The organism is Paenibacillus riograndensis SBR5, assembly GCF_000981585.1.
Classification (GTDB): domain Bacteria; phylum Bacillota; class Bacilli; order Paenibacillales; family Paenibacillaceae; genus Paenibacillus_AQ; species Paenibacillus_AQ riograndensis.
On the sequence record NZ_LN831776.1, the window covers coordinates 1,804,287 to 1,827,716 of the forward strand.

The following is a 23,430-nucleotide window of genomic DNA, read 5'->3' on the forward strand; positions in this document are numbered from 1 at the left end:
AAATGACCAGGCCTCACTTTTCTGTACTGCAGGCAGCCTCTACAGGCTTTTGAAATGCTGCTGCTTCCATTCCTCATACCAGGTCTTAATGTTATCAGGCATATCTACACCTAGCTCACGCTTCAGAAGGTCTGCCAGGTATTGATACTGCTCCTCGATTGCCGAACGTTCCCCAATGCTGTCATATACCTTCATAAGCCCCAAGTGGCCTTGCTCAAAATAAGGCTGAAGCTGAACCACCCGCTGATACACCGTTACCGCTTCGGGAATCCTTCCCCCGGCAGTGAAAAATTCAGCCATTCCCATCGCATGATGCAGCCAAATCGTCCGAAGACGCTGCCGCTCACTCTCAGCCCATAAATAATCGTAGTCGTTCAGATAGTCACCCGAGTAGAAATAGAACAGGCGCTGATGCTTTTCGCAGTTTTCAGCGTTTATTGGCCCCAGAGTAAGAATGCCCTTTTCCCATTCATAGCTGTCGATCAGCATGGAGCCAGTCTCCATGGTATAACCTTCCCCGCCGCTGGCGCTGCCGATTTGCAGCCCGATATCAGCCTGCTTCAAACTTTGGCGGATCTGATAAATGGTGGTGTAGAGGTGAGTTGAAGCCCGCTTCAGATTGAAATCCGGCCACAGCAGCTCGATAAGGCTGTCCTTGCTGACAAAGCGGTTGCGGTTATGGAACAGGTAAGCAAATAATTCCTGTGCTTTGGAGGTGCGCCAGCGAATGGCAGGGAGCGGCTGGCCGGCACGCTCAAAGCGCAAAGACTGAAAACTGCGGATCATGATCTCATGTTCAGGCTTTTTTACAGATCCTTCTTCCTTGCCGAATCGTTCTTCCAGCCGCTGGATGGTCTTAAGCAGGCGGTCTCGCCGGACAGGCTTCAGCACATAATCCAGGGCATACAGCTCAAAGGCCTCTACGGCATAGCTGTTATAAGCGGTCACAAACACAATGCTGGTGCCCGGACACAGGCTTTGCATGGCTTCCGCAACCTGCACACCATTCATTTCAGGCATATCTATATCCAGGAAAATAACGTCAGGCTGAAGCTGGGAAGCTGCGCTGACTGCTTCGACCGGGTTCGTGTAAGAGCCCATGATATTTACCGTTGTTAATTCTTCCAGCATCAGCTTTAATTTCATAAGGGCAAGCCGCTCATCATCCACCAGCAAAGCTTGTATCATTCCGATCTCACCACTTCTTTTTGGATTATCATGCTGCAGACAAACCGCTTGGAGGAAGGCTGGACATCCGGGTACAATAAGACTGTTGGAATCGCGAAACGGATATACGGTTTGTTAGTTATGTATTTTCGACAGGAAGACAGTTTTTCCTTCAAATGGGGGAGTTTCGGCCGCCCCAAAAAAATAGTTGAAATCTTTGCAGGGGAAAAGAGAAGTCCTGCGTCTAATATTATGTAGCTGAAGGAGGGGAGAATACTGGAAGAGGCAGAATGGATTTCAGCCGTGCTGGGCGGGCAGCATCAGGCCTTCGGGCATTTGGTGGAACGTTATCAAGGCATGGTATATCGGGTATGCATCAAGATTACAGGTGAGGCTGAATCGGCCAAGGATATGGCCCAGGAGGTCTTCATCAAAGCCTATAAGGCGCTCCCTTCCTTCAGAGGGCAATCTTCATTCTCCACATGGCTGTACCGGATTGCTTACCGGACCTGTCTGGACTGGAAACGGGCCAATGACAGGGAATGGCGGCACCGCAGTACGGCGGATTATACAGAGAATGACTGGGTGACATCGCAGACGCCAGAGCATGTGCTGCTCCGCAAGGAAGCTTCGGAGGAGCTGGGCGAGAATCTGAATCATCTCACGGAACCGTACCGGTCGGTCGTGCAGATGTATTATTTTCAACGACACTCTTATCAGGAGATTGCCGAGCAGAAAGGCATTTCAGTCAAAACGGTAGAGTCGCAACTGTACAGGGCCAGACAGATGATGCGTAAAAACGGGGAGGAATGGCGATGAATTGTGCAACAGTAAAAGAATGGATGCCGCATTATATCGATGGCTTGCTGTCTCCCGAAGCGGAGCTGAGAATCCGTCTGCACATCGAGTCTTGTCCCGATTGCGCCCGGTGGCTGGAGGAAGCGAAGGAAATGTCTTCCTTGTGGAATGACATGGAGAGCGGACAAGAGCCATTGGAACATCTGGATATTCCGGATATCACTGCCGATGTAATGTCTCAAATTGAACAGTTGGAGACAGGACGCCGGGAACGGGCGGTCAGAACAACTATGGCAAGACGCCGCACAGCCTCCAGAACCTCATGGCTGCACTATGGAGTCGCGGTCGGCCTGACTTTCCTGCTGCTGCAGCTGGGTGTGTTCAAAGATATGGCTTACGGCATTACTGAGATTAACGGGCATATGTCCACATCGGTCAGCGCTTGGCTTAACCCTGACGGTGTAAATAAATAAATCGATCAATTCAGCAACTTCAAGGAGGATATTATATGATTAAAAAAAGACGTTGGCTCACCTTTCTTCTGGCGATTGTACCGGGGCTCGGACATCTGTATTTAGGCTTCAAAAAATTAGGGCTTGAGTATATGATAGGAGCATCCTTATGTATTATCTTTATCCCCTCGATGCCAATGGTCTTCCCGTTCGCTCTGGCTGCGCTGTGGTTCTATCAGTTATTTGATGCCCTTCAAAAAGCAGCCTGGATGAAAATATCCGCCGAAGAGCATGAACGCATGATGTTCCATCAGGACGCCTACGGGATGCCCTGGGGTATGGGGATGCCTGCCAGTCCGGCTTATCCGAACGATGATGTGAATCCGGTCTGGATCGGTTTCGGCTGTGTAGGTGCGGGTATTCTGCTGCTGATCGTCACCACCTTCCCGGGGCTTTGGGATTTGCTTACCGAAATGAATATCGGATCCGTCCTGTTGTCGCTGGGCCTGATCGGCTACGGGCTGAGAATGCTGAAGAAAAATCCAAAAGTATAGAGAAGTGGGGAAATAACAATGGCGAGATGGAAGATCGGCAGTTTTACCGCAGCCTTGGGCTGCATCATTTTTGGGGTTATCATCGCACTAGCCCAATTTGATGTGATTACTTACCAGGCGCTGGGGTATCTCTGGCCTGCACTGCTTATATTGCTCGGGCTGGAGACATTGCTGCGGATATTCATCAAATCCGATGCCAAAACCCGTATAAGCGGCTGGGCTGTTGTTCTCATTGTGATATTGGTTGCTGCCAGCGGGGCCCAAAAAGTGCTGTCTGACGGCTCGCTCAGCGGAATCTTTGGCAATACCCAGCTCGTGCCGGTGAATGGAACGGCCGAGGTGCAGCCAGGGATTAAAAATGTGAAGATCGAGCTGCCACACGGCAAGATTAAGCTTAATGGAGTGGAAGGCAGCAAGCTTGATTATGAAGGAAAGCTGGAATTACCAGGAGACTCGGAACAAGAGGCCTCCAGCGCATTGGCGCAGAAATGGACCGTTATTGCCGAAGGAGACACCTTGACGATGAAGCTGGAGGGAAATTCGGGCTGGCTGTCCAATATTCATATCGGGTTCAATTTCAAAGACCCCTATTTAAATGTCAGCCTTCCCAGCAATCTTGCAGTAGAAGTCGAAACCAGTGACGGATCGATTGAAGCCGGCAATCTGCAGTCCGGCATTGAAGCGGATACGAGCAACGGCAGACTGGACATTCATGATGTAGCCGGAGGTGTGGATGCGCATACGAGCAATGGAACAATAACCGCGCAGAATGTGAAGGGTGAAGTGAAGCTGGTCAGCTCCAACGGTGCGATGAGTCTGGGCAATATCGATGGTTCGCTGTATGCCAAGAGCAGCAACGGCAAGATTACGATTAACTCGGGGATCACCGGCGAATGGAAATGCTCCTCCAGCAACGGCAAGATCATAGCTGGCGTGCCGGCTGCTACGGATGCGACGATCACCGCTGATACCAGCAACGGCTCGCTGAAGGGCAATGTCAGCTGGGACGGAAGCGACGGTCATGGAACCGCCGTACTTGGCAGCGGAACCCACAAAGTTTCTTTGTCGACCAGCAATGGGTCAGTAACGGTAGATACGGCAGAATAGCGGTTGATACAAGATCCCTTTCTGATAGAAAAAGCTGTTGTACCTGGCATAAGACCGCCTTGTACAACAGCTTTTTTGATAGCTCTGATCCTACCAGGCGTACGCCTGCGGAGCTGCACCGCCCGGACCAGGGAAAATCTCATCCAGACGCTTCAGTACAGACTCATCCAGAAGGACCTCCAGGCTGCGCAGGGCGCTTTCGAACTGCTCCAGCGTGCGTGGGCCGATGATCGGAGCGGTGACCGCAGGATTCGCCAGCAGCCAGGCGAGGGCGATATTATCCTGCGGTTCGCCGAGCTCAAGGCTCAGTTCGGCAAAAGCCTCAAGCTGGCTCTTGTACTGTTCTACCCGCTCCGCATTCCCGCCGCTGCGGCTGCCCTCTATTTTCTTGAGTGCATTGCGGCCAAGCAAGCCCCCGTCGAGCGGACTCCAGGGAATGACCCCCAAGCCGAGGCTCCGGGATGCTGGCAGTACCTCCAGCTCCGGTAGACGGCAGGTGAGGCTGTATTTATGCTGTTCGGACACAAGCCCCAGGAATCCGCGGGCCTTGGCTTCCTGCTGGGCTACAGCGATATCCCAGCCGGCGAAGTTGCTGGAGCCGACATAGCCGATTTTCCCCTGGCTCACAGCGAGCTCGAAGGCGCTCCACAGCTCGTCCCAGGAGACGCTGCGGTCTACATGGTGCATTTGGTACAGCTCGATGTGATCCGTCTGCAGACGCTGCAGCGAGCCTTCCAGATGCCGCCGGATAATATAGGAGGAGAGACCGTGTTCATCATTGGGACCGTCAAGCTTGTCGCTCATGGCCCCGTAGACCTTGGTGGCGAGCACAACTTTTTCCCGCCGTCCGCCGCCCTGCTTGAACCAGCGGCCGATAATCGTTTCCGTAAGTCCGGAGTTTTCTCCCCAGCCGTACACATTCGCGGTATCAAAAAAGTTGATTCCGGCATCAAGCGCAGCGTCCATAATGCGGAAGGCTTCCTTTTCGTCTGTAATCGGACCGAAATTCATCGTCCCCAGACAAAGACGGCTGACCTTCATACCGGATTTGCCAAGCTTTGCGTATTGCACTCCACAACATCTCCTCTTCATGTAATGGCCAAGCCGCTTTTCAATAAGTACAAATTAATTGTAATCTTCTTAAGGAACAAGAGCAAATTCAGTTATAGGCGTAACCTATCACTTTCATAGAATCTATATCTTTGTCCTTTGGCCGTGGTTATGATACAACAATATACAGAAGAACTATGTCTGCGAGCAGCAGATAATCAGAGGAGTGACGGTAATGAGCGAGGTCAAAAAAATCGCCGTAATCGCCGGGGACGGTATCGGACCTGAAGTTGTGGCTGAAGCGTTGAAAGTATTGAAAAAAACGGAGGAACTGTTCGGTTATGCTTTTGAAACCGAGCAGGCGCTGTTTGGCGGTATTGCCATTGATGAACGGGGAACGCCGCTTCCGGAGGATACGCTGGAAATCTGCCGCAGCGCCGATGCTGTGCTGCTGGGTGCGGTCGGCGGGCCGAAATGGGACAACAACCCCAAGGAGCTGCGTCCGGAAACCGGGCTGCTGGGCATTCGCAAAGCGCTGGGACTGTTCTCGAACCTTCGCCCGGCTGTTGTTTTTGACTGTCTGAAGGATGCGTCGACGCTGAAGCCGGAAGTGCTGGAAGGCACAGATCTCATGGTGGTGCGCGAGCTGACAGGCGGTATTTATTTCGGTGACAAGCTGCGCCGTCAAGGCGAATTCGGTGAAGAAGCCGTTGATACATGTGTGTATAATGTAACGGAAGTAGAGCGTATTGTGCGCCAAGCCTTTGAAATTGCCGGCAAACGCCGCAATAAGCTTGCGAGTGTCGACAAAGCGAATGTTCTTGAGACCTCCCGTCTCTGGCGTGAAGTTGTGAACAGAATTGCTCCGGAATATCCGCAGGTAGAGCTGGAGCATGTGCTTGTAGACAACTGCGCTATGCAGCTGCTCCGCCGTCCGTCGAGCTTCGATGTTATTGTGACGGAGAATATGTTCGGAGATATCCTGAGTGATGAAGCTGCAATGCTGACGGGATCGATCGGCATGCTGGCTTCGGCATCGCTCGGCGAAGGCAGCTACGGCCTCTATGAGCCGGTCCACGGCTCTGCGCCTGATATTGCCGGACAGGGACTGGCTAATCCAATCGCCACCATTCTGTCGCTCGCCCTGATGTTCCGTTTGACCTTCGGTTATGAGGCGGCAGCGGCTGCTATAGAGGCTGCCGTGGCTGAGGTGCTGGATGCAGGACACCGCACGAGCGATATCGCCGTAGATAAGAGCAAGGCCCTCAGCACCGCACAGATGGGCGATCTCATTGTGGCGGCTATCCGCAAAGCCTAAGCTGGAACACAGCGTTTCTCCTTTTGACGCAGAAAAACAAAAAACTTCACAGAAAGTTGCTTATTTATAATAATTATAAAAAAGTAATGACTGTAATATTGACTTTGATTTTGTACGATGATACCATTTGGTCTATAGCAAGCAAGATACAACCAACTCATCAATCAAGAAAAGCATATTGCACTGGAAGGATCTTCTGACAATTGTTTTTCTTACATAATCAAAGGAGGATTTAAGCAATGGCAGAACGTTTGGTAGGTAAACCAGCCCCAGATTTCACAATGGAAACCGTTACGGGCGACGGTAAGGATTTCGGTAAGGTAAGCTTGTCCGACTATCGCGGCAAATGGCTTGTATTCTTCTTTTATCCGCTTGACTTCACATTTGTATGTCCGACGGAAATCACAGCGCTAAGCGAGGCTGCTGCTGAATTCACAGCGCTTGATACCGAAATTCTCGGTGTGAGCATCGATTCGGTTCACAGCCACAAAGCATGGATTACCACACCTAAGGATTCGAACGGCCTTGGCCCGATCAACTTCCCGCTTGCTTCGGATATCACGAAGAAGGTTGCCAGTGATTATGGCGTCCTGATCGAAGAAGAAGGTGTGGCACTGCGCGGTCTGTTCATTATTGATCCTGACGGTGAGCTGAAATACCAGGTAGTCAACCACAACGATGTAGGCCGCAGCGTAGAAGAAACACTTCGCGTTCTGCAAGCCCTGCAATCAGGCGGACTGTGCGCGATGAACTGGAAACCGGGCGACAAAAATCTGTAAGTCCGGGCTGGCATAAACAGCGATCTTTGATATACTAAGAAGACCTCCTTGCGGGAGAAATTCCCGGCGAGGGGGTTTTTTGCACCAAACAGTCCATATATAGATTGAACTTGAAAATATACAAACAGGGAAAAGGGCGGAAGAGAAGTTTGGAACTGTAGGAGCGAATGCGTCCGCCTTTGTCTGCGGATTTCTACCGCGAACTGTGGTACAATCTAGGAAATCTGCAGACAACAGCGGCCGGAAGTCCAAACATTCTCTGTAGTTACGACTAATCCCGAAATAGAAAAATCACAAGTTCAATCTATATTGTTAACGGGAATTCGTCTGAAATGGGCTTAAAGGTTAATTTATAGCTTCAAGCAGTGGAATTTCCGCTTCCATTTTGTAATACAATATACGAAATCAATGTAAAATGCCAAGGAGGGTGAACAAAAATGAGCTTTTGCTGTGGAGCGAGTATGGTTGGAACGAAGGGAACCCTAAAGCATTATCGCACGCAAGTCCATAATGTTCCCCTGCTTTTTTGCCCGGTCTGCCATCGGGTGGAGGTACATTATAAAGTCGAAAACGAATATGAGATTCTGGCGGAATATGCCCATGGCGACGGTGTGACCGATGTTGATTTCCAGGACTATGTAATGGAGGATGAAGAAGCGATCTTCGAGAACGTCATCAACGTAGAGAGTGAAGATCCGCTGAGTATCGTCCGCAGCCAGATTGACATGGCCCTTGATCTATTGGCAGTTGCCAAGCAGATTGAAGATACCAAGTGGGAACGCGAGCTGAAGAAACGTCTCGCTGTAATGAGCCAGCGGAGGCACCGCCTGCAGCAAAAAGCCTAAAAACATCGAAATCACAGCCTGTCTATGTATCAGCCTTATATAGTGACTCTAGAGTCTCCGCCTGTGGCGGAGGCTCTTTTTGCAGCCAGAAAGCTGCAGTACGCAAGGGGAACCGGTTTCCTTATGCGAATTAGTGTGTCTTTAGAATCATTTTAAGAATATTTTTGTAATTCGACAGTTTCTCTGATTGCGTTGTCTGCTTCTCTTGGATATGATTGGAATATAGTTGAAACGGTTGGATAATATAATACGATTTCCGAATGTTCTGGCGGCTTCGTCATATACTTAAATACATAGTAAATTGATGTCGCTTAAGCTCTTCGTCAAATGCAGTAAAAGGGGGAACTTCGTATCGTGATAAGCCAATATCAGGAAAGCTTGCTTTTGCCGGCAAGAACGTTTCAATCTGGACCGATGAATACTACATATGAGGATGTACTAGAGCACATTGACAGCGGAATTTTACTTTTTGATGAAGAGGGTGTGCTGACGTTTGTGAATAAGCAGATGTACGGCATTCTTGGATTGAACAGGCATTCTCTTTTGGGCTGCACTTTGATTCACTTGCTATCGAATATCCAAATGAACCGTTTCAAGAAGAGACAGGTGCTGCACGGATATCGTGAAATGATGAAGAAAGGTAAGCCAAGCTATGAATTTGTAGATGAATACGGCCGGTATTGGAAAGTGTCTCTGCACTGCGGCGAGCACATGAAAGGCAGCTATCTGTTCACGTTCAAGGAAATCTCCGATTACAAGCTGATTGAACAAACGGCTTACCAGAACGACAGTCTCGCCATGCTTGGCAAATTATCAGCATCCATTGCTCATGAGATCCGAAATCCGCTGACTGCGATTCGCGGGTTCATTCAATTGCTGCATCCCCATCTTCATCAGCTGGGCAAAGAGGAGTATGCCAAGATCATATTAGCGGAGATCGATCGTGCGAACGATATTATTCATGAATTTCTGACCTCCTCCAAACCTTCAGTGCCGCAGGTGGCAATGATTCCAGTATCGGCGCTGCTAAAGGAAGTAGTGCTGCTGACAGAAAGCGAAGCCTTGATGAAAGGCTGTGAGATCAATTTTTATCCGCTTCAGGAGGAAATGATCATCTCAGGCGACATCAAACAGATGAAGCAGGTCGTGCTTAATATGATAAGAAACGCAATGGAAGCGATTACCGATAAGATTGATGATTCTATGGGCAGGATCGAGCTGGGTGCGTCCAGAGAAGGCGCCGAGGTTCGCATCTTTATTTCCGACAATGGAAAGGGGATGGATATCTGCACCCTTGACAGGTTGTTTAGCCCTTTTTTCACCACGAAGGAAAATGGGACGGGACTCGGACTGTCCGTCAGCGACCGGATTATTAAGAACCACGGGGGATGCATTTCGGTCAGCAGCCGGGTCAACGAGGGGACAAGATTTGTCATTTCACTGCCGCTGATCCAATAGTTGCTATAATATAGTTTATGGGAGGCTGATCCCTGTACAGCACGGCTGTGCGGGAGATCAGCCTATCTGTGTTCTTACGAAGCAATCGTCATCCGAATCACGGGACAGGAGTGATTTTTATCGATATTAAATGGAGCAGCGGCATACAGGCAAAAACACTGCAGGGGGATGCACTTTGTCTGATGATAGCTGAGAATGATATGGAAAGCAGTGAGGCTGGCGAGTGGACGGAGCAAATTAGCCGAGTCTCACAAGCCGGACTGTTTGGTGCCAAGCTGAATCAGATTTATGTCCTTCCGCTGGAAGGGCAGCCGGGGCTTCCTGTCCTCATTCTGGCAGGCTGCGGGAATGGGCTGGAGGGAACGGATGAACTCCGTCTTATTGCGGCTCAGGCGGCCCGTGCGGCTCACAGGCTAAACGCTGTCAGACTCATCATCCAGGTTCCGGACAATCTGAGCAAGCTGACTGCGGTAAGGCCCCATGAGGCCGGGCAAGCACTGACGGAAGGGCTCATTCTGGGGGCTTACCGCCGGACGCACTACAAGCGGGAACAGCCGGTATATGCAGGCCTTGAGTCTGCTGTATTCCATCTAGACCGGCAGGCAGAGGCTGCAGAATCTCTGGAATGGTCTCAAGGGATCAGGCAGGGCCAGGCTTTTGGAGAAGCGACCAACCTGGCACGCAATCTTACCAACCTTCCTGGCAATCTGCTGACGCCATCAGCGCTTGCCATGGCGGCGATTGAAGTTGCCGAGCGGCATGGATTCCCTGCCGAAGTTCTGGATGAACAGGAAATCGCACAAAAGGGCATGGGCGGGCTGCTGGCAGTCGGCAAAGGGAGTGTTCATCCTCCACGAATGATTGTTATCCGTTATCAGGGCACCAGCCAGTGGGAGAATGTTACTGCAATCGTAGGCAAGGGCATTACCTTTGATAGCGGCGGCATTTCGCTCAAGCGGGCGCCGGGCATGGAAGATATGATCAGCGATATGGGCGGTGCGGCGGCGGTGCTTGGCGTTATGGAGGCGCTGGGGACACTGCGTCCGCGGATTAACATAGTAATGCTTATTCCTTCTGCAGAAAATATGCCTGCAGCCAATGCCTTCAAACCGGGGGACATCGTGACTACCCTGAGTGGCCGGACCATCGAAATCCTGAATACCGATGCTGAAGGCCGGGTTGTGCTGGCAGATGCGCTCACCTATTCCCTGGAGTGGGGTGCAGAACGGATTATCGATGTAGCGACGCTGACAGGGGCTGTGCTCTCGGTTCTCGGTGATATCGCAACGGGGGCTGTAACCAATAATGAGGTGATGATGGAGGCGCTTCAGACAGCCTCTATCCGCGCCGGAGAAAAAATTTGGCGGCTGCCGGTGTTTCCCGAGTTTCGTGAGATGCTAAGCAGCGAGGTGGCAGATATCCGCAATGCAGCCGGAAGATACGGCGGAGCCAGCACAGCGGGTTTGTTCATCGGTGAGTTTGCGGAGGGGCGGCCCTGGGTTCATCTGGACATTGCCGGAACGGCATTTCTGTCCAAGGAACGCGGAGTGAATCCCAAGGGGGCAACCGGTGTAATGGTGCGCACGCTGCTGCAATATTTGCTGCACTTGAATGCTGACGATGAGGCCAGAGCTGCGGATACACCCCAAAGCTGAAGACCACTTCAAAAGGAGAACAGCAAAACGGTACCTTCCTTAGGAAAAGGAGGTACCGTTTGTGCTTCATATAATGACGTATAAGCACGGCCCACACCGTTCATCGGCTGCGGCTAGCTGTTTCTTTTGGCTCTGATTTGGGAAGTAATGGACTGAATGCCGTTCATGACCTTGTTACGCGCATCCTTGTTTCTGAGTAGATAGGCTGCTCCAAGCGCTGCCGTAGTAAATAAAGTCTTTTTGGTATTCATGTGTTTTCCCTCCTTGGGTTGGTCTGGTTGCAGTTGCATATAACTAACATACCCCCATCCCAGGGATCTTAAACGAATGGCTCTATGATGTTTGAGTTTCAGGCCTTGGCTGAATGCTTGGGATCTACCGGTCCTCCGCTGCAGGAGAAGGGGGAAGTTGCGGAGGCGGTAGCGCAGGTCTTGGCTTTGTCACACCCGGCGCAAGCCCCTTCTTTTCCCTTCTGCACGTGACGGTAAATCATCCAGCCGGAGTAGCCAAATACAAGCGCTATAATCAATATATTTATTATCATTGCAGTTCCCCCGCTTTCGCTCAAGTAACTTTTGGTTATATCATATCCTACGACAAGCCCAACAAGCTTCCACCCTGAAAAATGACCAATGAAACCAAATACGCCAGCACCAGCGAATATCCCATGGAGAAAAAGGTCCATTTCCACGAAGCAGTCTCTTTTCTGATAACCCCTACAGTAGCCAGGCAAGGAATATAGAGCAGGATAAAGGCCATGAAGCTGACTGAGCTGAGCGGTGTGAAGACCTGCGAGATTTGGCCTTCGAGTCCGGCTGCATCCGGCGCATGATAGATAATATTCATGGTGGATACAACAACCTCTTTGGCCAGAAAACCGGGAACCAGCGTAGAGCCAGCCTGCCAGGTCCCAAAACCAAGCGGATGCAGCAGGGGCGCAATCAACCCGCCGAATTTAGCGAGGAAGCTGTTGTCCATTTCCACATTTAATCCTGAAGGGCCAGCGTAAGACATCAGCCAGATAATCACAGAACCGGCAAGAATGATCGTTCCCGCCTTGCGCAGAAACCCTTTGCCTTTTTCCCAGGTGCTGCGGCCAAGCGTCTTCAGCTGGGGCATCCGGTAGGGCGGAAGCTCAATGATAAAGATGGAGGATTCGTTCTTGAACAGATGTTTCGAGAACAATTTGCACAAAATGAGTGCAAACGCAACGCCGAGCACATACATGGCCAGCACTGCTGTAGCCTGCTGAGCCGGGAAAAATACAGCTGCAAACAGCAGATACACCGGAAGCCGTGCGGAGCAGGACATGAGCGGCATCAGGAGTGTAGTCAGCATGCGGTCTTTAGGCTGCTCAATGCTGCGTGCGGCCATAATTGCCGGCACATTGCAGCCGAAGCCGATGATAAAAGGAATGAAGGCTTTGCCGTTGAGCCCCATGCGCTCCATTGTGCTGTCCATCAGCAGGCAGACACGCGCCATATAACCGGAGTCCTCAAGGAAGGAGATCATCAGGAACAGGATGAAGATCTGCGGAACGAAGACGATAACCCCGCCAACCCCGCCAATAATTCCGTCCACGATAAGCGCGTGTGTGAAGTCCGATGCCCCTACTGTTTGCAGCAGTGAACTCGCTCCAGTGCTGATGGGGCCTGATATCAAGCCGTCTACAAGATCCGATAAAGGCCCGCCGACCCAGTCAAAGGTTGTCTTAAACATTGCGTACATAAAGAAAATGAACAGCGGCAGCCCAAGAAAACGGTGCGTCAGAATGGAATCAAGTCTTTCAGTCAGATTATGCGGCTTAAGAAGTGTGGTATCCATCACGGCTGCACAGAGGGAGCGGATGTAATCCATACGGACAGACCGGATCCATTGAGGCAGCGTCAGCGCCTGCTTGCTGCTCTGCAATGCGTTCTGGCATCCGTCGCAGATAACCAAGAGGCGGGAGATATCCATACGTTTCTTCAGCAGTTCCAGAACAACCGGATTCTGCTCCATCAACTGTAAGGCAACCCAGCGCAGGTTGGGCAGTCCGGGAATGGACTTCAATTCCGTTACGATGGAAGCGATGGCTTCCTCGGTCAGTTCGCCATAATCCAGTCTGAAGGTTACCTGCGGGATCGTTGAAGCTTTCTCCAGGATACTGAGTACTTGTCCGCTGCCTTTGCCGGTTCTGGCAATCAGCGGGAGCACAGTAATGCCAAGACGTGACTGCAGTACCTCATGATTAACTGCAATGCCGCGCGCCTTGGCCACGTCGATCATGTTCAACCCCAGGACAGTGGGTTTGCCATACTCAAGCAATTGAAGGGTGAGCAGCAAATTGCGTTCCAGCTGGGAGGCATCAACGATATTAATGAGGGCTTCCGGGGATTCCTCAATCAGATATTGCGTGGCGACACCCTCATCACGGGAGAGGGGATGCAGCGAATATATACCAGGGAGATCGATCAGCTTGCCTGCGCCGTTCTTCAGGCTGCCGATTTTTTTCTCAACCGTTACGCCTGCCCAGTTGCCCACATATTCATAGGAAGAAGTCAGTGTATTAAAAAGCGAGGTTTTCCCAGTATTAGGATTACCTAAGAGAGCAATTGAACTCATGAGACATTCACCTCAATCATGGAAGCTTCCTTCCGGCGGATAGCGAACAGTTGCCCATTGCATTCCAGGGTGATGGGACCGAGAAAAGGGCCTTTCCCTTTCAGACGGATTATTACGCCTTCAGACACACCAAGATCAGCTAAGCGGCGCCGCAAGATGGGGTTCATTCCTTCTATTCTTTGAATGGAGCCTGTTGAGCCCGGCTGTAAGCGCAGTAAGGAGCAGGATGTGGAAGCCATTTAAATCCCTCCGAGAGAGATTGATAATCAATCTCAATTGTTTTCTTGTACTTTAGCATTTTTTATGCATTTTTTCTGTGATATTTGTCATTGTCCATTATGCGAGGGAAGGTGTATGAAGGGAAACTGAAATTTTCTTTACAATTGATTCTTTGCTACAGTATGATTGAACGATAATGACTGCATAGGAAGTCCGTCCCGGCGGCAAAATGAGGGTTACAACTGAAAGGAGAACACAAGGTGAAGAGTAATAAAAGCAAGATTGTCGATTGCACGATCCGCGATGGAGGTCTGGTTAATAACTGGGATTTCAGTGTTGAATTCGTTCAGAATCTATATGCCGGCCTGAATGAGGCTGGTGTTGATTATATGGAGATCGGGTATAAAAATTCACCTAAACTGCTCAAAGGAGCAGAGGGTGCCGGGCCTTGGCGTTTTTTGAATGATGATTTTCTGAGAAAAGTGATTCCGCAGAAGGGTCACACCAAGCTGTCTGCGCTGGTGGATATCGGGCGGGTCGATGAGAATGATATTTTGCCCCGCAGTGAAAGTATGCTCGATCTGATCCGCGTTGCCTGCTACAGCAAAGATGTGGACAAGGCCCTGCAGCTGGTGCAGACGTTCCATGATCTAGGTTATGAAACCACCATTAATATTATGGCCTTGTCGAATGTCATGGAGAATGAATTGCTGGAAGCCTTTGAACAAATCCGCGAGAGCGTTGTAGACGTTGTATATATTGTGGATTCATATGGCAGCCTGGACCATAACGACATTCATTATCTGGTGGACAAGTTCCAAACCCACCTGCCGAATAAGCGGTTAGGGGTACATACCCATAACAATTTGCAGCTGGCCTTCTCCAACACCCTTCTGGCTTCCGAAAAAGGTGTAGAGCTGCTTGATGCTTCCTGCTACGGGATGGGACGTGCCGCCGGAAACTGCCCGACTGAGCTGCTGGTTACCCATTTGAAGAATACCAGGTACACGCTCCGGCCGGTACTCGACATCCTCGAACGGCTGATGATCCCTTTGCGTGAAAAGGAAGAATGGGGCTACATCATTCCGTATATGATTACAGGCACACTGGATGAGCATCCCCGCTCCGCAATGGCGCTGCGTTCATCGGAGGACAAGGACAAAGCGGTTGAATTCTATGACAAGCTCACCACACCTGAAGTGAATTTTGGAGATAAATAAAGGCTTCATGAGAAGCACTGAACTCTGGAACAGGGGGAAGTGCTTTTTATTTTTCCCCGGGGCTTTCTTTTAATAAAGGTTGAATGTAACTTTACTGTGCCATCCAGCCGATATTTATACATAGGACATAAATATATCCATCCACTTATAATAGATATCAAATTCAGACGCGAGGGACCTATGAGACAAGAAGAGAAAAAGACCATACATGCGGCAATTACAGGGGCCGTGCTGTTCCTTCTGATACAAATTTTTCGTACGCCGCTGGGGAATATAGAGGATAAGGATTTGTTGTCGGCGCTCTATCTGATCATTGGCTTTTGTAATGTCGCCTTTGGATTTGCTATTTTTGCCCAAGGATGGCTGTTCTTCGCTAACCGGTTATCGCAGGCAAGGCTGTATACCTCTGCGCTTTTTTTGGGTGTATGCATATTTGACTTTTTACACACGCTCAGTTTCGTAGGCATTCCGGCAATATCTTCCTATATTAATGCTGAACAATCCTTGTGGCTGCTCACCTTCTCGCGCTTGGCCAGTGCATTGGGGATTTTGTTCATCTTCGGCAGGGGGGACAAGCCGGTAGCAGCGGCAGGCAAAAACAAAGTCTTCCGGACCTCCTCTGTGCTGGTTCTGGGCGCTCTGGCTCTGTTCGTTTTTGGGGATATGGCAGCTGCCCGGATGTCAGGTTATTCGCAGGTTGACGGACTGCAGCATGTCATGAATCTGGCCGTGCTTTTTATCTATCTGTTAGCCGTGGGCATTATCGTCTACCCTGGCAAAACGGAGAAGTCGGCTTCCCTCCTCATTATTATCCGCTCATTGATTTTTTTCGCGCTGGGGCAGGTATTCCTTATGAATCTTCTAAGCGTAGGAGAGATGGATTATCTGTTTGGAATGCTCAGCAGCGGTGCAGCCTATTATCTTCTGCTGAAGGGCGTATACCGGCTTACCATTGAAGAGCCTTTTCAGGAAAATGAGGAGGCAGAGGCCCGGATTAATTATTTGGCTTACCACGATGATCTGACCGGTCTGCCGAATCGGCGCCGCCTGATGCAGCGCGTGGAAGAAATGCTGCTTCAGAGTGAACGGGACAAGAGCCGCGGATTCACTGCACTGGTTATCATGAATATCAATCATTTCAAAAATATAAATGACTCGCTCGGACATTACGCCGGCGATCTTCTGCTTCAACTGGTCGCCAAGCGTATTGGGAATGAAGCGAAAGCGAATGAAGAGCTCTACAGTATGGGAGCGGATGAGTTTGCTTTTCTTATGACGGACCGGACAGGTGTAGAGAATTGCCTGATTCGTGCGGGGGAGCTTCTGCGGCTATTCGACACGCCGGTGCAGCTTGAATCCGGGGAGTATCATATTTCACTCAGTCTGGGCATGAGCATTTACCCTGGAGACGGAGACACGGCAGAGCAGCTGATTCAGAATGCGGATACCGCTGTTCATAATGCCAAAGACCAGGGAGTGGAGATCCGCCGGTACATACCCGCAATGCAGATGAAAGCGAAGGAACGGCTGAAACTGGAAAATGATCTGCGCCGCGCGCTTGAACGTGACGAGTTCTATCTGGTCTATCAGCCGCAGGTACAGCTCGAAACCGAAGAAATCGTGGGTATGGAAGCACTGCTGCGCTGGAATCATCCGAAGCGCGGACTGGTCTCCCCAGTAGACTTCATTCCGATTGCCGAAGAGAGCGGCCTAATTGTTCCAATTGGGGAATGGGTACTCAAGACAGCCTGCCTTCAGAATAAAATGTGGCAGAACGCCGGTTACCGGCCCATTTGCGTCTCCATCAACCTGTCTATGCGCCAATTTCTCCAGCCGAATCTGGCGGGGAAAATTGATGTCATTCTGCAGGATATCGGGCTTGACCCTTGTTATGTTGATCTGGAGATTACGGAAAGCATGACCCTGGATAAAGAGACGGCCTTCGATCAGCTTAACCGCTTGAAGAGATTGGGGGTCTTTATCAGTATTGATGATTTCGGCACAGGCTACAGCTCTTTGCATTACCTGAAGAATATGCCGATTGACCGGCTGAAGATCGACCGTTCCTTTGTGTCGGAAGTGCTGGAGGACAGCAACAACGCAGCTATTGTATCAACGATTACCTCCATGGCCCACCACTTGAAGCTGAAGGTAACGGCGGAGGGTGTGGAGAACCAGGAGCAGCTGCAATTCCTGCGCCAGCAGCAATGCCATGAGGGGCAAGGGTATTTGTTCAGCAAACCCATTAAGGCGGCCGAATTCGAAACCTTTTTTCTGAAGCCCTCGCTGGGAATGCCATCTTAAAGGAAACAGAATGCGCCCACAGGGTTGCATTTTTTTCGTAGGAATGCTACAATACTTTTTGTCTTCACTTTCTGTTGCGGGTGTAGTTCAATGGTAGAACTTCAGCCTTCCAAGCTGATAGCGTGGGTTCGATTCCCATCACCCGCTCCATACTTAACTTCGAAATCCTTGTTGCACAAGGGTTTTTTATTTGCGTATTTTTCGCCAAACCGTTGACTGCTTTTTATTCATGGGGCTTATGCCATCTCCATCGTTCAAATGAGGCGGCGGGCCGAAAAGACGGATCGGAACCCTCACGATCGATCCGTCTGAATATTCAGTTACTTTTCAATTTGCCGAATTGACTTCAGGAGCTGGCTAAGCAATGCAGCCGCTTCTTGTTTGAGCATGATATCTTTCGGTCTATAGTCTACCGAACCTGTTGAAGACGTCTGTACATCGGGACCGAACAATCGCTTACCGACGACAAATTGCAGGCCTTCAGCTGCCCAAGAAGAGTACGGGCCTTTCAAGTCGGATTGCACTGGAGCGGCGCTCAGGACAATTTTGACCAATCGCCAGACAAGGGTTGCTGCTTCTTCACGAGTGACCGGTTGGTCAGGATTGAACATTCCGTTTGTAAGTCCATTAGCAATGCCAATTTCGTATGCTGTCTGGATATATGCCTCGTATTCATTTCCTTTGGTGTCTGCAAACGAAGAGGGTTTCTGAGAAAGCGGATAAGTGGATAAACGAACGAGCATAGCTATGAATTGGCCGCGGGTGATCGGCTTGTCCGGCTCAAAACTGCCGGAACCTCCTTGGATGGCTCCTGATTGAGCGAGCTCATAAATGTACTCAGCATAAGGATGGTCATCGGGTACGTCTTGGAATTTGGGCATCTCGGGGGCCTTCATCGACCAACTGCCAGGCTTGTTGTAAGCAAAGTAAAGGATGTTTCCATCGGCGCCCGGTTTAAATCCTGCGGCAACTCCCTCTTCGTCATAGAAAAGCAAGTCTTCCGCTTGCCGCAAAGTATGATTACCCGAAGGGGCTTTGACGATCAATGCTCCGTCCACGGCCGAAATATCATAACTCCATCCCGGACTGCGCAAATCGCGGTATGTTCCCTCGAAGCGAAGCAACTGCTGCTTGGTCGGTTCCGGTTGCACGAAAGCCGGGCCTGTTCCCTTTTTCGGGAAGTAACGATTCATGAATTGCTCGAAGAAAGGCAGGCGCAAATTGCCTTTGTCGCTGTTAAAAGCGAGAAAAACCCCTGTCTTCTCATCAGGCAGCAGCCATATGTTCGAATGGAAGCCAGGCAAATCGCCGCCCTTCTCTACGACATTGTATCCGTTGTAATATTTGGTATAGTTCGATTCCAAGCCGTAGCCGGCTCCTGGAATTTTAGGGTGAATCGTAACGCTGTTATGTTCCATCGCCCGTATAGAAGCCTCGGTCAGGATACGAGGTTTGCTAGCAGGGTCATCGTTCAGCATGGCCATAAGAAACTTGGCCATATCGGCTCCAGTGGAAAACATACCGCCGGCCGGCCTGTTAACCGGTACATTGACAGGTTGCGGGGCCTGCTTAAGGGAGCTGTCGTAGGGAGTAGCGATCGCTTTCTTGACTTTATCGGTGAAGATGAAATCACTGTTGTTCATGCCGAGAGGCGCAAACAAGTTCTTCATCATATACTCTTCAAACGGAAGACCGGATACCTTTTCAATAATATACCCTTGCAAATCATAGCCGTAGTTATTGTAGTTGAACGCTTCCCCAGGCTTTGTGATGACGGTCGGTACGGTTTCCTTGATAAAGTCTCTTAGCGAATATGTTTTTTGGGGATCTTCTGCGGTACCTGCGTCGAACCCGCCCGTGTGAGTCATTAGATGCTTCAAAGTGAGCGGCCCCCCGGTTTTATTCGGGATTTGAACATCCGGTAAATAGGCTTGAACGTCCTTGTCCAGGTCCAGTTTTCCTTTTTCAGCCAATTGCATAACCCCTACAGCAGTAAACAATTTGGATACGGATGCCACGCGGAAGACGGTATGATCGGAGTCGAACGGTTTTTTGGAGCCGACATCCGCATAGCCATACCCTTTATTCAGCAAGACCTGCCCGTTTTTCACGACGACGAGAACTGCGCCTGCAAGTTGGTCTTTTACTTCTTTTTGCTGAAAAAATGTATTCGCGAATGCTTCGATTTCAGCCTTGCCGAGGTTGACAGGGGAAGCGTTCTTTTCTGGATCTGCCGCTGCAGCAACGGATGGAACCAGCAGAACAGCAGCAAGAATGAACGGGATCATTTTTTTCATTGTAACTCTCCTTTTCATGAATAATGGATTACAGTCGTATGCCCGACCCGAAGCTTAACCGCTTGCCTCCTTTCCTTGATAGACCAAGTATAGAAACGAAAACATAAGGAGAACTTAAGCCAATTATTAATAATATCTTAAGATCGCCTCTCCTATGGATTAGTTATTAAACTTATATATACATAAATCTAAAAAAAGCTAGGGTCTCCGCATTATGCGGAAACCCTGGCTTTTAATGTATAGGGCGTGCCCAGAAAGCACGTATCTTCTAGCCGGTGAAAGTCCGGTCACGGGAGGGGCCAAGCCCCCGTGTAGCTGGGATGCCTGCGTACGGCGAAATCTGTGCGTAGAAGCGCATCGACAAAAGTCCGGTCAGAGACAGGGCGAGCAACCTGCTAGGCCGTAACATGAAGTGAATCCTGCCGCGTCGTCACAAAGGCCCCGCAAGGGGGGAGAGAGGAAGTCGAGCCTCGCCTATACGGGTGAAGACCACGGAAGCTGCAGAGAACTTGGAACGGCAGTGAAGAATCCTCCGGCGTATGGGGATCGGCATGGAAGGAAAGAAGACGCAGTGAACTGGGGAGACCCTCCCCCACACGGGAGGAATTTTTTTTTTAGAAACCCGTAAAGAGACGCTCTATAAGTCCAAAAGATGAAATGAACCGTCTGTGGGAAGGGAGTCCGAGGGGCTCATAATACCGAAGAACCTAAGGACAACATAACCTTAGGGAGGGAAGGAGCCCTGCTTTGTTTATGCTTTTGGAGGAGGTACGAGTGAGTGAATGCCAAAGGGCTAACGACACCAAAGGAAAAAGTTCAAGAACTCCAAGAAAAGCTAGGTCATGCGGCCAAGGAGAACAAGAAGCGTAAATTTCATGCGCTGTATGACAAGGTCTACCGCCCGGATGTGCTGTGTGAAGCCTGGAAACGGGTGAAAGCGAATAAGGGAGCAGCAGGAGTAGATGCCGTGACGCTCGCAGACATCGAGGAACGAGGAGAAACGAACTTCCTTAAGACCTGTGAGCGAGAATTGAAAGAAGGCAGCTACCATCCGCAGCCTGTGCGGCGGCACTATATCCCAAAGAAAGACGGGAAGCCAAGGCCGCTGGGCATACCCACCGTGCGCGACCGAGTCATACAGATGGCAACCAAACTCGTGATTGAGCCCATCTTCGAAGCAGACTTCGAAGAAGTATCCTTCGGATTTCGCCCGAAGCGAAGTGCGAAAGGAGCGCTGGAACGAATCCGGAAAGCCTGCAACCGCAAAGGAAATTGGGTAGTCGACGTCGATATCCAAGGTTACTTCGACAACATTAATCAAGAGAAGCTCATGAAACTGGTACAGATGCGTATCAATGACAGGAGAATCTTGAAGTTAATACGGAAATGGCTTCAGGCGGGAGTTATGGAAGAAGGAAACGTGAGGCGTTCCGATTTAGGGACACCACAAGGTGGCGTCATCTCACCGCTGTTGGCGAATATCTACTTGAACTACTTTGACCGGCTATGGGAGAAACACGGAAGTGGATTGGGGGAACTGACCAGGTATGCAGACGATTTCGTCGTAGTCTGTAAAACGAAAAAGGACGCCGAACATGCCTATGAGCTCATAAGCAGAATCATGGAACGTCTGGAGTTAACTCTACATCCGACCAAAACCCGCATTGTAGGCCTGTGGACAGGAGACGAAGGATTCGACTTTTTAGGAATGCACCATCGAAAAACGAAAGCAGAAACTTCCCAAGGGAAGGTATATTACACCACACAGCAATGGCTAACGAAAAAGGCAGAGGAGCGCATCCGAGGCGTGGTCAAAGAAAGATTAGCCCCTCCGAGCATGCGCTCAAGAACGTTGGCGGAACAGGTGGAATGGCTCAATCCAAAGATTCAAGGATGGAGAAATTATTACTACACGAACTACAGCCAAAAGAGATTAGCGAAACTGGATTGGTATATTTTGCAAAGATTAACCCGGTGGTACGCGAAGAAGAGACAACGCGGGAGATGGATGAGGTCCAGGTCAGAAGTTAAATATTTGACCATCCAATATGGACTAAAAACGCTATTGTAATCTGCATGCCCATGAATGACGAACATCGGAAAGCCGTATGAGGGAAAACCTCACGTACGGTTTGATGAGGAGGGGCTGGGTTGCACCAGCCCTTTACTCTAGGACAGGAGGTCTTAGACAGTCTTCAGGAACTCGACAATGGTCAGTAGGCCTTTATCGAAGTTCTCCAGGTTGAAATGCTCATCCGGTGCATGCAGGTTCTCGTCATCCAGGCCAAAGCCCATCAGCACCACCGGTGCTTGAAGAATGCGGGAGAAGCTTTCCATGATCGGAATGGACCCGCCGTCTTTGGTGAAAAGGGCGCGGGTGCCGTATACTTTGCCATAGGCGTCAGCCGCTGTCTGCAAAATGGGGTTCGAAGGGTCAATGTTGAAGGCGCGGGCTTTTTCCATCTGTTTTACCTGGACTTTTGCTCCTGCCTGGATGTTGGCCTTGAGATGAGCCTCAACAACATCCAGAATATGCTGAGGGTCCTGGTCGCCGACAAGGCGGCAGGTGATTTTGGCATGGGCTTCTTTAGGGATGACGGTCTTGCTGCCTTCACCCTGGAACCCGCCGTAGACACCGTTCAATTCAAGGGTTGGCCGGGCGCCGACCCGTTCCACAAAACTGTATCCCTCTTCGCCGTACAGCTGCTCCAAACCAAGGCCTGTCCGGATCTTCTCTTCATCCACACCCTGCTTCGCAAATTCTTCACGCAGCAGCGGGGAGAGCTCGGGAACACCATCGTAGAAGCCTTCAACGGCAACGCGCCCCTTGTCGTCATGAAGCGAGCTTAGCAAAGAAACCAGCGCATGCAGTGCATTCGGCACACCGCCGCCGTACGAACCGGAGTGGAGATCAGTCAATGCGGTATTGACGCTGACTTCAAGCGAGCAGAGACCGCGAAGGCCGGTGCAGATGGCCGGGCGTCCGCGTTCCAGCAGGGAAGTATCCGAGACCAGCACAGCGTCTGCTGCGAGCTTGTCTTTGCTGGCTTCCAGGAAAGACGGCAGATGGACGCTTCCAATTTCCTCTTCGCCTTCGATGCACAGCTTGATATTGACCGGCAGAGTGCCTTCCTGCTTGAGAATGGCCTCAATGGCTTTGATGTGCATGAACACCTGGCCTTTGTCGTCGGTAGCTCCGCGGGCGTACAGCTTGCCGTCACGGATTTCCGGTTCAAACGGCGGAGTCGTCCACAGGTTAAGCGGATCAACCGGCTGCACATCATAGTGGCCGTAGACCAGGATGGTCGGCTTGCCGGGGGCATGAAGGTAGTCGGCGTAAATGACCGGATGGCCTGCGGTAGGGTATAGTTCAATGTTCTCCAGCCCGGCACGCTTCAGGGTATCCAGCAGCCAGTGTGCTGCAGATAATACATCTTCCTTGTGGCTAGAGAGCGCCGAAATGCTGGGGATGGACAGCCATTGCTTCAGTTCGGCCAGTTGAGCTTCGCGCTCAGTCTGAAAGTAGGTTTCGTAAGACATAGTGAATATGTACCTCCTTGGGTTTCACTGCGAAAAACCGGCTGAATCAGCCGGCATGGCATT

General features: G+C 50.5%; 20 protein-coding genes and 1 tRNA gene. 13 read left to right on the top strand and 8 right to left on the bottom strand.

The annotated features are described in order from the left end of the window. Positions 1 to 39: 39 nt before the first annotated feature. Positions 40 to 1,188 (bottom strand): response regulator, encoded by a 1,149-nt coding sequence (locus PRIO_RS07865; protein ID WP_020427390.1) that lies wholly within the window; start codon positions 1,186 to 1,188, stop codon positions 40 to 42. A 273-nt stretch (positions 1,189 to 1,461) separates the two neighbouring features. Between PRIO_RS07865 and PRIO_RS07870 the strand changes: the two genes are divergently transcribed. From PRIO_RS07870 to PRIO_RS07885, 4 genes are read left to right on the top strand one after another with little or no spacing between them, the layout of a single operon-like run. After that, positions 1,462 to 1,986 (top strand): RNA polymerase sigma factor, encoded by a 525-nt coding sequence (locus tag PRIO_RS07870; protein WP_267919285.1) that lies wholly within the window; start codon positions 1,462 to 1,464, stop codon positions 1,984 to 1,986. Continuing rightward, the gene (locus PRIO_RS07875) at positions 1,983 to 2,438 is read left to right on the top strand and encodes an anti-sigma factor family protein (RefSeq protein WP_020427392.1); all 456 of its coding nucleotides are present in this window, start codon (positions 1,983 to 1,985) and stop codon (positions 2,436 to 2,438) included. The genes PRIO_RS07870 and PRIO_RS07875 overlap by 4 nt, the downstream gene beginning before the upstream one ends. A 35-nt stretch (positions 2,439 to 2,473) precedes the next feature. After that, positions 2,474 to 2,971: a hypothetical protein gene (locus PRIO_RS33760; protein ID WP_020427393.1), complete on the top strand. Its 498-nt coding sequence runs from the start codon at positions 2,474 to 2,476 to the stop codon at positions 2,969 to 2,971. A gap of 18 nt (positions 2,972 to 2,989) precedes the next feature. After that, positions 2,990 to 4,078: a DUF4097 family beta strand repeat-containing protein gene (locus tag PRIO_RS07885; protein ID WP_046501789.1), complete on the top strand. Its 1,089-nt coding sequence runs from the start codon at positions 2,990 to 2,992 to the stop codon at positions 4,076 to 4,078. A gap of 90 nt (positions 4,079 to 4,168) precedes the next feature. Here the strand turns inward: PRIO_RS07885 and PRIO_RS07890 are convergent, their stop codons facing one another. Then, positions 4,169 to 5,149: an aldo/keto reductase gene (locus PRIO_RS07890; protein WP_020427395.1), complete on the bottom strand. Its 981-nt coding sequence runs from the start codon at positions 5,147 to 5,149 to the stop codon at positions 4,169 to 4,171. Between the two features lie 214 nt (positions 5,150 to 5,363). Here PRIO_RS07890 and leuB point away from each other — a divergent pair, with 214 nt between their 5' ends. The 5 genes from leuB (at position 5,364) to PRIO_RS07915 (ending at position 11,183) form a co-directional block, all read left to right on the top strand. Beyond that, positions 5,364 to 6,446 carry a 3-isopropylmalate dehydrogenase gene (gene leuB / locus PRIO_RS07895; protein ID WP_020427396.1) on the top strand — a complete coding sequence of 361 codons (1,083 nt, stop codon included), beginning with the start codon at positions 5,364 to 5,366 and terminating at the stop codon, positions 6,444 to 6,446. Positions 6,447 to 6,685: 239 nt separating this feature from the next. After that, on the top strand, positions 6,686 to 7,225 hold the full coding sequence (locus PRIO_RS07900) for a peroxiredoxin (protein WP_020427397.1): 540 nt from the start codon (positions 6,686 to 6,688) through the stop codon (positions 7,223 to 7,225). 437 nt (positions 7,226 to 7,662) lie between these two features. Further along, entirely contained in the window at positions 7,663 to 8,070 is a 408-nt protein-coding gene (locus tag PRIO_RS07905; RefSeq protein ID WP_039786980.1) for a hypothetical protein, read from the top strand. A gap of 354 nt (positions 8,071 to 8,424) precedes the next feature. Then, positions 8,425 to 9,528, top strand: coding sequence for an ATP-binding protein (locus PRIO_RS07910; protein WP_020427399.1), 1,104 nt, complete (start codon positions 8,425 to 8,427; stop codon positions 9,526 to 9,528). Between the two features lie 68 nt (positions 9,529 to 9,596). After that, a complete protein-coding gene (locus tag PRIO_RS07915; RefSeq protein WP_020427400.1) occupies positions 9,597 to 11,183 on the top strand; it encodes a leucyl aminopeptidase in 1,587 nt (528 codons plus the stop codon). A gap of 113 nt (positions 11,184 to 11,296) precedes the next feature. Here the strand turns inward: PRIO_RS07915 and PRIO_RS35960 are convergent, their stop codons facing one another. The 4 genes from PRIO_RS35960 to PRIO_RS07930 all read right to left on the bottom strand — a co-directional run bounded on the left by PRIO_RS35960 (position 11,297) and on the right by PRIO_RS07930 (position 14,026). Beyond that, complete coding sequence (locus PRIO_RS35960; protein WP_020427401.1) at positions 11,297 to 11,434, bottom strand: hypothetical protein; 138 nt, start codon at positions 11,432 to 11,434, stop codon at positions 11,297 to 11,299. Between the two features lie 98 nt (positions 11,435 to 11,532). Beyond that, the gene (locus tag PRIO_RS07920) at positions 11,533 to 11,727 is read right to left on the bottom strand and encodes a FeoB-associated Cys-rich membrane protein (RefSeq protein WP_020427402.1); all 195 of its coding nucleotides are present in this window, start codon (positions 11,725 to 11,727) and stop codon (positions 11,533 to 11,535) included. Between the two features lie 47 nt (positions 11,728 to 11,774). Beyond that, on the bottom strand, positions 11,775 to 13,787 hold the full coding sequence (gene feoB / locus PRIO_RS07925) for a ferrous iron transport protein B (protein ID WP_020427403.1): 2,013 nt from the start codon (positions 13,785 to 13,787) through the stop codon (positions 11,775 to 11,777). Further along, on the bottom strand, positions 13,784 to 14,026 hold the full coding sequence (locus PRIO_RS07930; protein WP_020427404.1) for a FeoA family protein: 243 nt from the start codon (positions 14,024 to 14,026) through the stop codon (positions 13,784 to 13,786). Before PRIO_RS07930 ends, feoB begins: the two co-directional genes overlap by 4 nt. Positions 14,027 to 14,266: 240 nt before the next feature. Between PRIO_RS07930 and PRIO_RS07935 the strand changes: the two genes are divergently transcribed. The 3 genes from PRIO_RS07935 (at position 14,267) to PRIO_RS07945 (ending at position 17,680) form a co-directional block, all read left to right on the top strand. Beyond that, positions 14,267 to 15,226 (top strand): aldolase catalytic domain-containing protein, encoded by a 960-nt coding sequence (locus tag PRIO_RS07935; RefSeq protein WP_020427405.1) that lies wholly within the window; start codon positions 14,267 to 14,269, stop codon positions 15,224 to 15,226. Positions 15,227 to 15,406: 180 nt separating this feature from the next. Then, positions 15,407 to 17,530, top strand: coding sequence for a putative bifunctional diguanylate cyclase/phosphodiesterase (locus PRIO_RS07940; RefSeq protein ID WP_020427406.1), 2,124 nt, complete (start codon positions 15,407 to 15,409; stop codon positions 17,528 to 17,530). Positions 17,531 to 17,606: 76 nt separating this feature from the next. Continuing rightward, a tRNA-Gly gene (locus PRIO_RS07945) sits at positions 17,607 to 17,680 on the top strand. Positions 17,681 to 17,850: 170 nt separating this feature from the next. On the opposite strand, the gene PRIO_RS07950 is transcribed toward PRIO_RS07945, so the two are convergent. Continuing rightward, positions 17,851 to 19,827, bottom strand: coding sequence for a serine hydrolase domain-containing protein (locus tag PRIO_RS07950; protein WP_020427407.1), 1,977 nt, complete (start codon positions 19,825 to 19,827; stop codon positions 17,851 to 17,853). A gap of 778 nt (positions 19,828 to 20,605) precedes the next feature. Here PRIO_RS07950 and ltrA point away from each other — a divergent pair. After that, positions 20,606 to 21,898, top strand: coding sequence for a group II intron reverse transcriptase/maturase (gene ltrA / locus PRIO_RS07955; protein ID WP_020425999.1), 1,293 nt, complete (start codon positions 20,606 to 20,608; stop codon positions 21,896 to 21,898). A 113-nt stretch (positions 21,899 to 22,011) separates the two neighbouring features. On the opposite strand, the gene PRIO_RS07960 is transcribed toward ltrA, so the two are convergent. Beyond that, positions 22,012 to 23,367, bottom strand: coding sequence for a dipeptidase (locus PRIO_RS07960; RefSeq protein ID WP_020431220.1), 1,356 nt, complete (start codon positions 23,365 to 23,367; stop codon positions 22,012 to 22,014). Positions 23,368 to 23,430: the final 63 nt, after the last annotated feature.

Bases quoted from the DNA above. Each gene is read 5' to 3' on its own strand.
- PRIO_RS07900 (WP_020427397.1), top strand. From the start codon at position 6,686: ATGGCAGAACGTTTGGTAGGTAAACCAGCCCCAGATTTCACAATGGAA.
- PRIO_RS33760 (WP_020427393.1), top strand. From the start codon at position 2,474: ATGATTAAAAAAAGACGTTGGCTCACCTTTCTTCTGGCGATTGTACCG.
- PRIO_RS07885 (WP_046501789.1), top strand. From the start codon at position 2,990: ATGGCGAGATGGAAGATCGGCAGTTTTACCGCAGCCTTGGGCTGCATC.
- PRIO_RS07905 (WP_039786980.1), top strand. From the start codon at position 7,663: ATGAGCTTTTGCTGTGGAGCGAGTATGGTTGGAACGAAGGGAACCCTA.
- PRIO_RS07950 (WP_020427407.1), bottom strand. From the start codon at position 19,827: ATGAAAAAAATGATCCCGTTCATTCTTGCTGCTGTTCTGCTGGTTCCA.
- leuB (WP_020427396.1), top strand. From the start codon at position 5,364: ATGAGCGAGGTCAAAAAAATCGCCGTAATCGCCGGGGACGGTATCGGA.
- PRIO_RS07920 (WP_020427402.1), bottom strand. From the start codon at position 11,727: ATGATAATAAATATATTGATTATAGCGCTTGTATTTGGCTACTCCGGC.
- PRIO_RS07960 (WP_020431220.1), bottom strand. From the start codon at position 23,367: ATGTCTTACGAAACCTACTTTCAGACTGAGCGCGAAGCTCAACTGGCC.
- PRIO_RS07930 (WP_020427404.1), bottom strand. From the start codon at position 14,026: ATGGCTTCCACATCCTGCTCCTTACTGCGCTTACAGCCGGGCTCAACA.
- PRIO_RS07940 (WP_020427406.1), top strand. From the start codon at position 15,407: ATGAGACAAGAAGAGAAAAAGACCATACATGCGGCAATTACAGGGGCC.
- PRIO_RS35960 (WP_020427401.1), bottom strand. From the start codon at position 11,434: ATGAATACCAAAAAGACTTTATTTACTACGGCAGCGCTTGGAGCAGCC.
- PRIO_RS07865 (WP_020427390.1), bottom strand. From the start codon at position 1,188: ATGATACAAGCTTTGCTGGTGGATGATGAGCGGCTTGCCCTTATGAAA.
- feoB (WP_020427403.1), bottom strand. From the start codon at position 13,787: ATGAGTTCAATTGCTCTCTTAGGTAATCCTAATACTGGGAAAACCTCG.
- PRIO_RS07875 (WP_020427392.1), top strand. From the start codon at position 1,983: ATGAATTGTGCAACAGTAAAAGAATGGATGCCGCATTATATCGATGGC.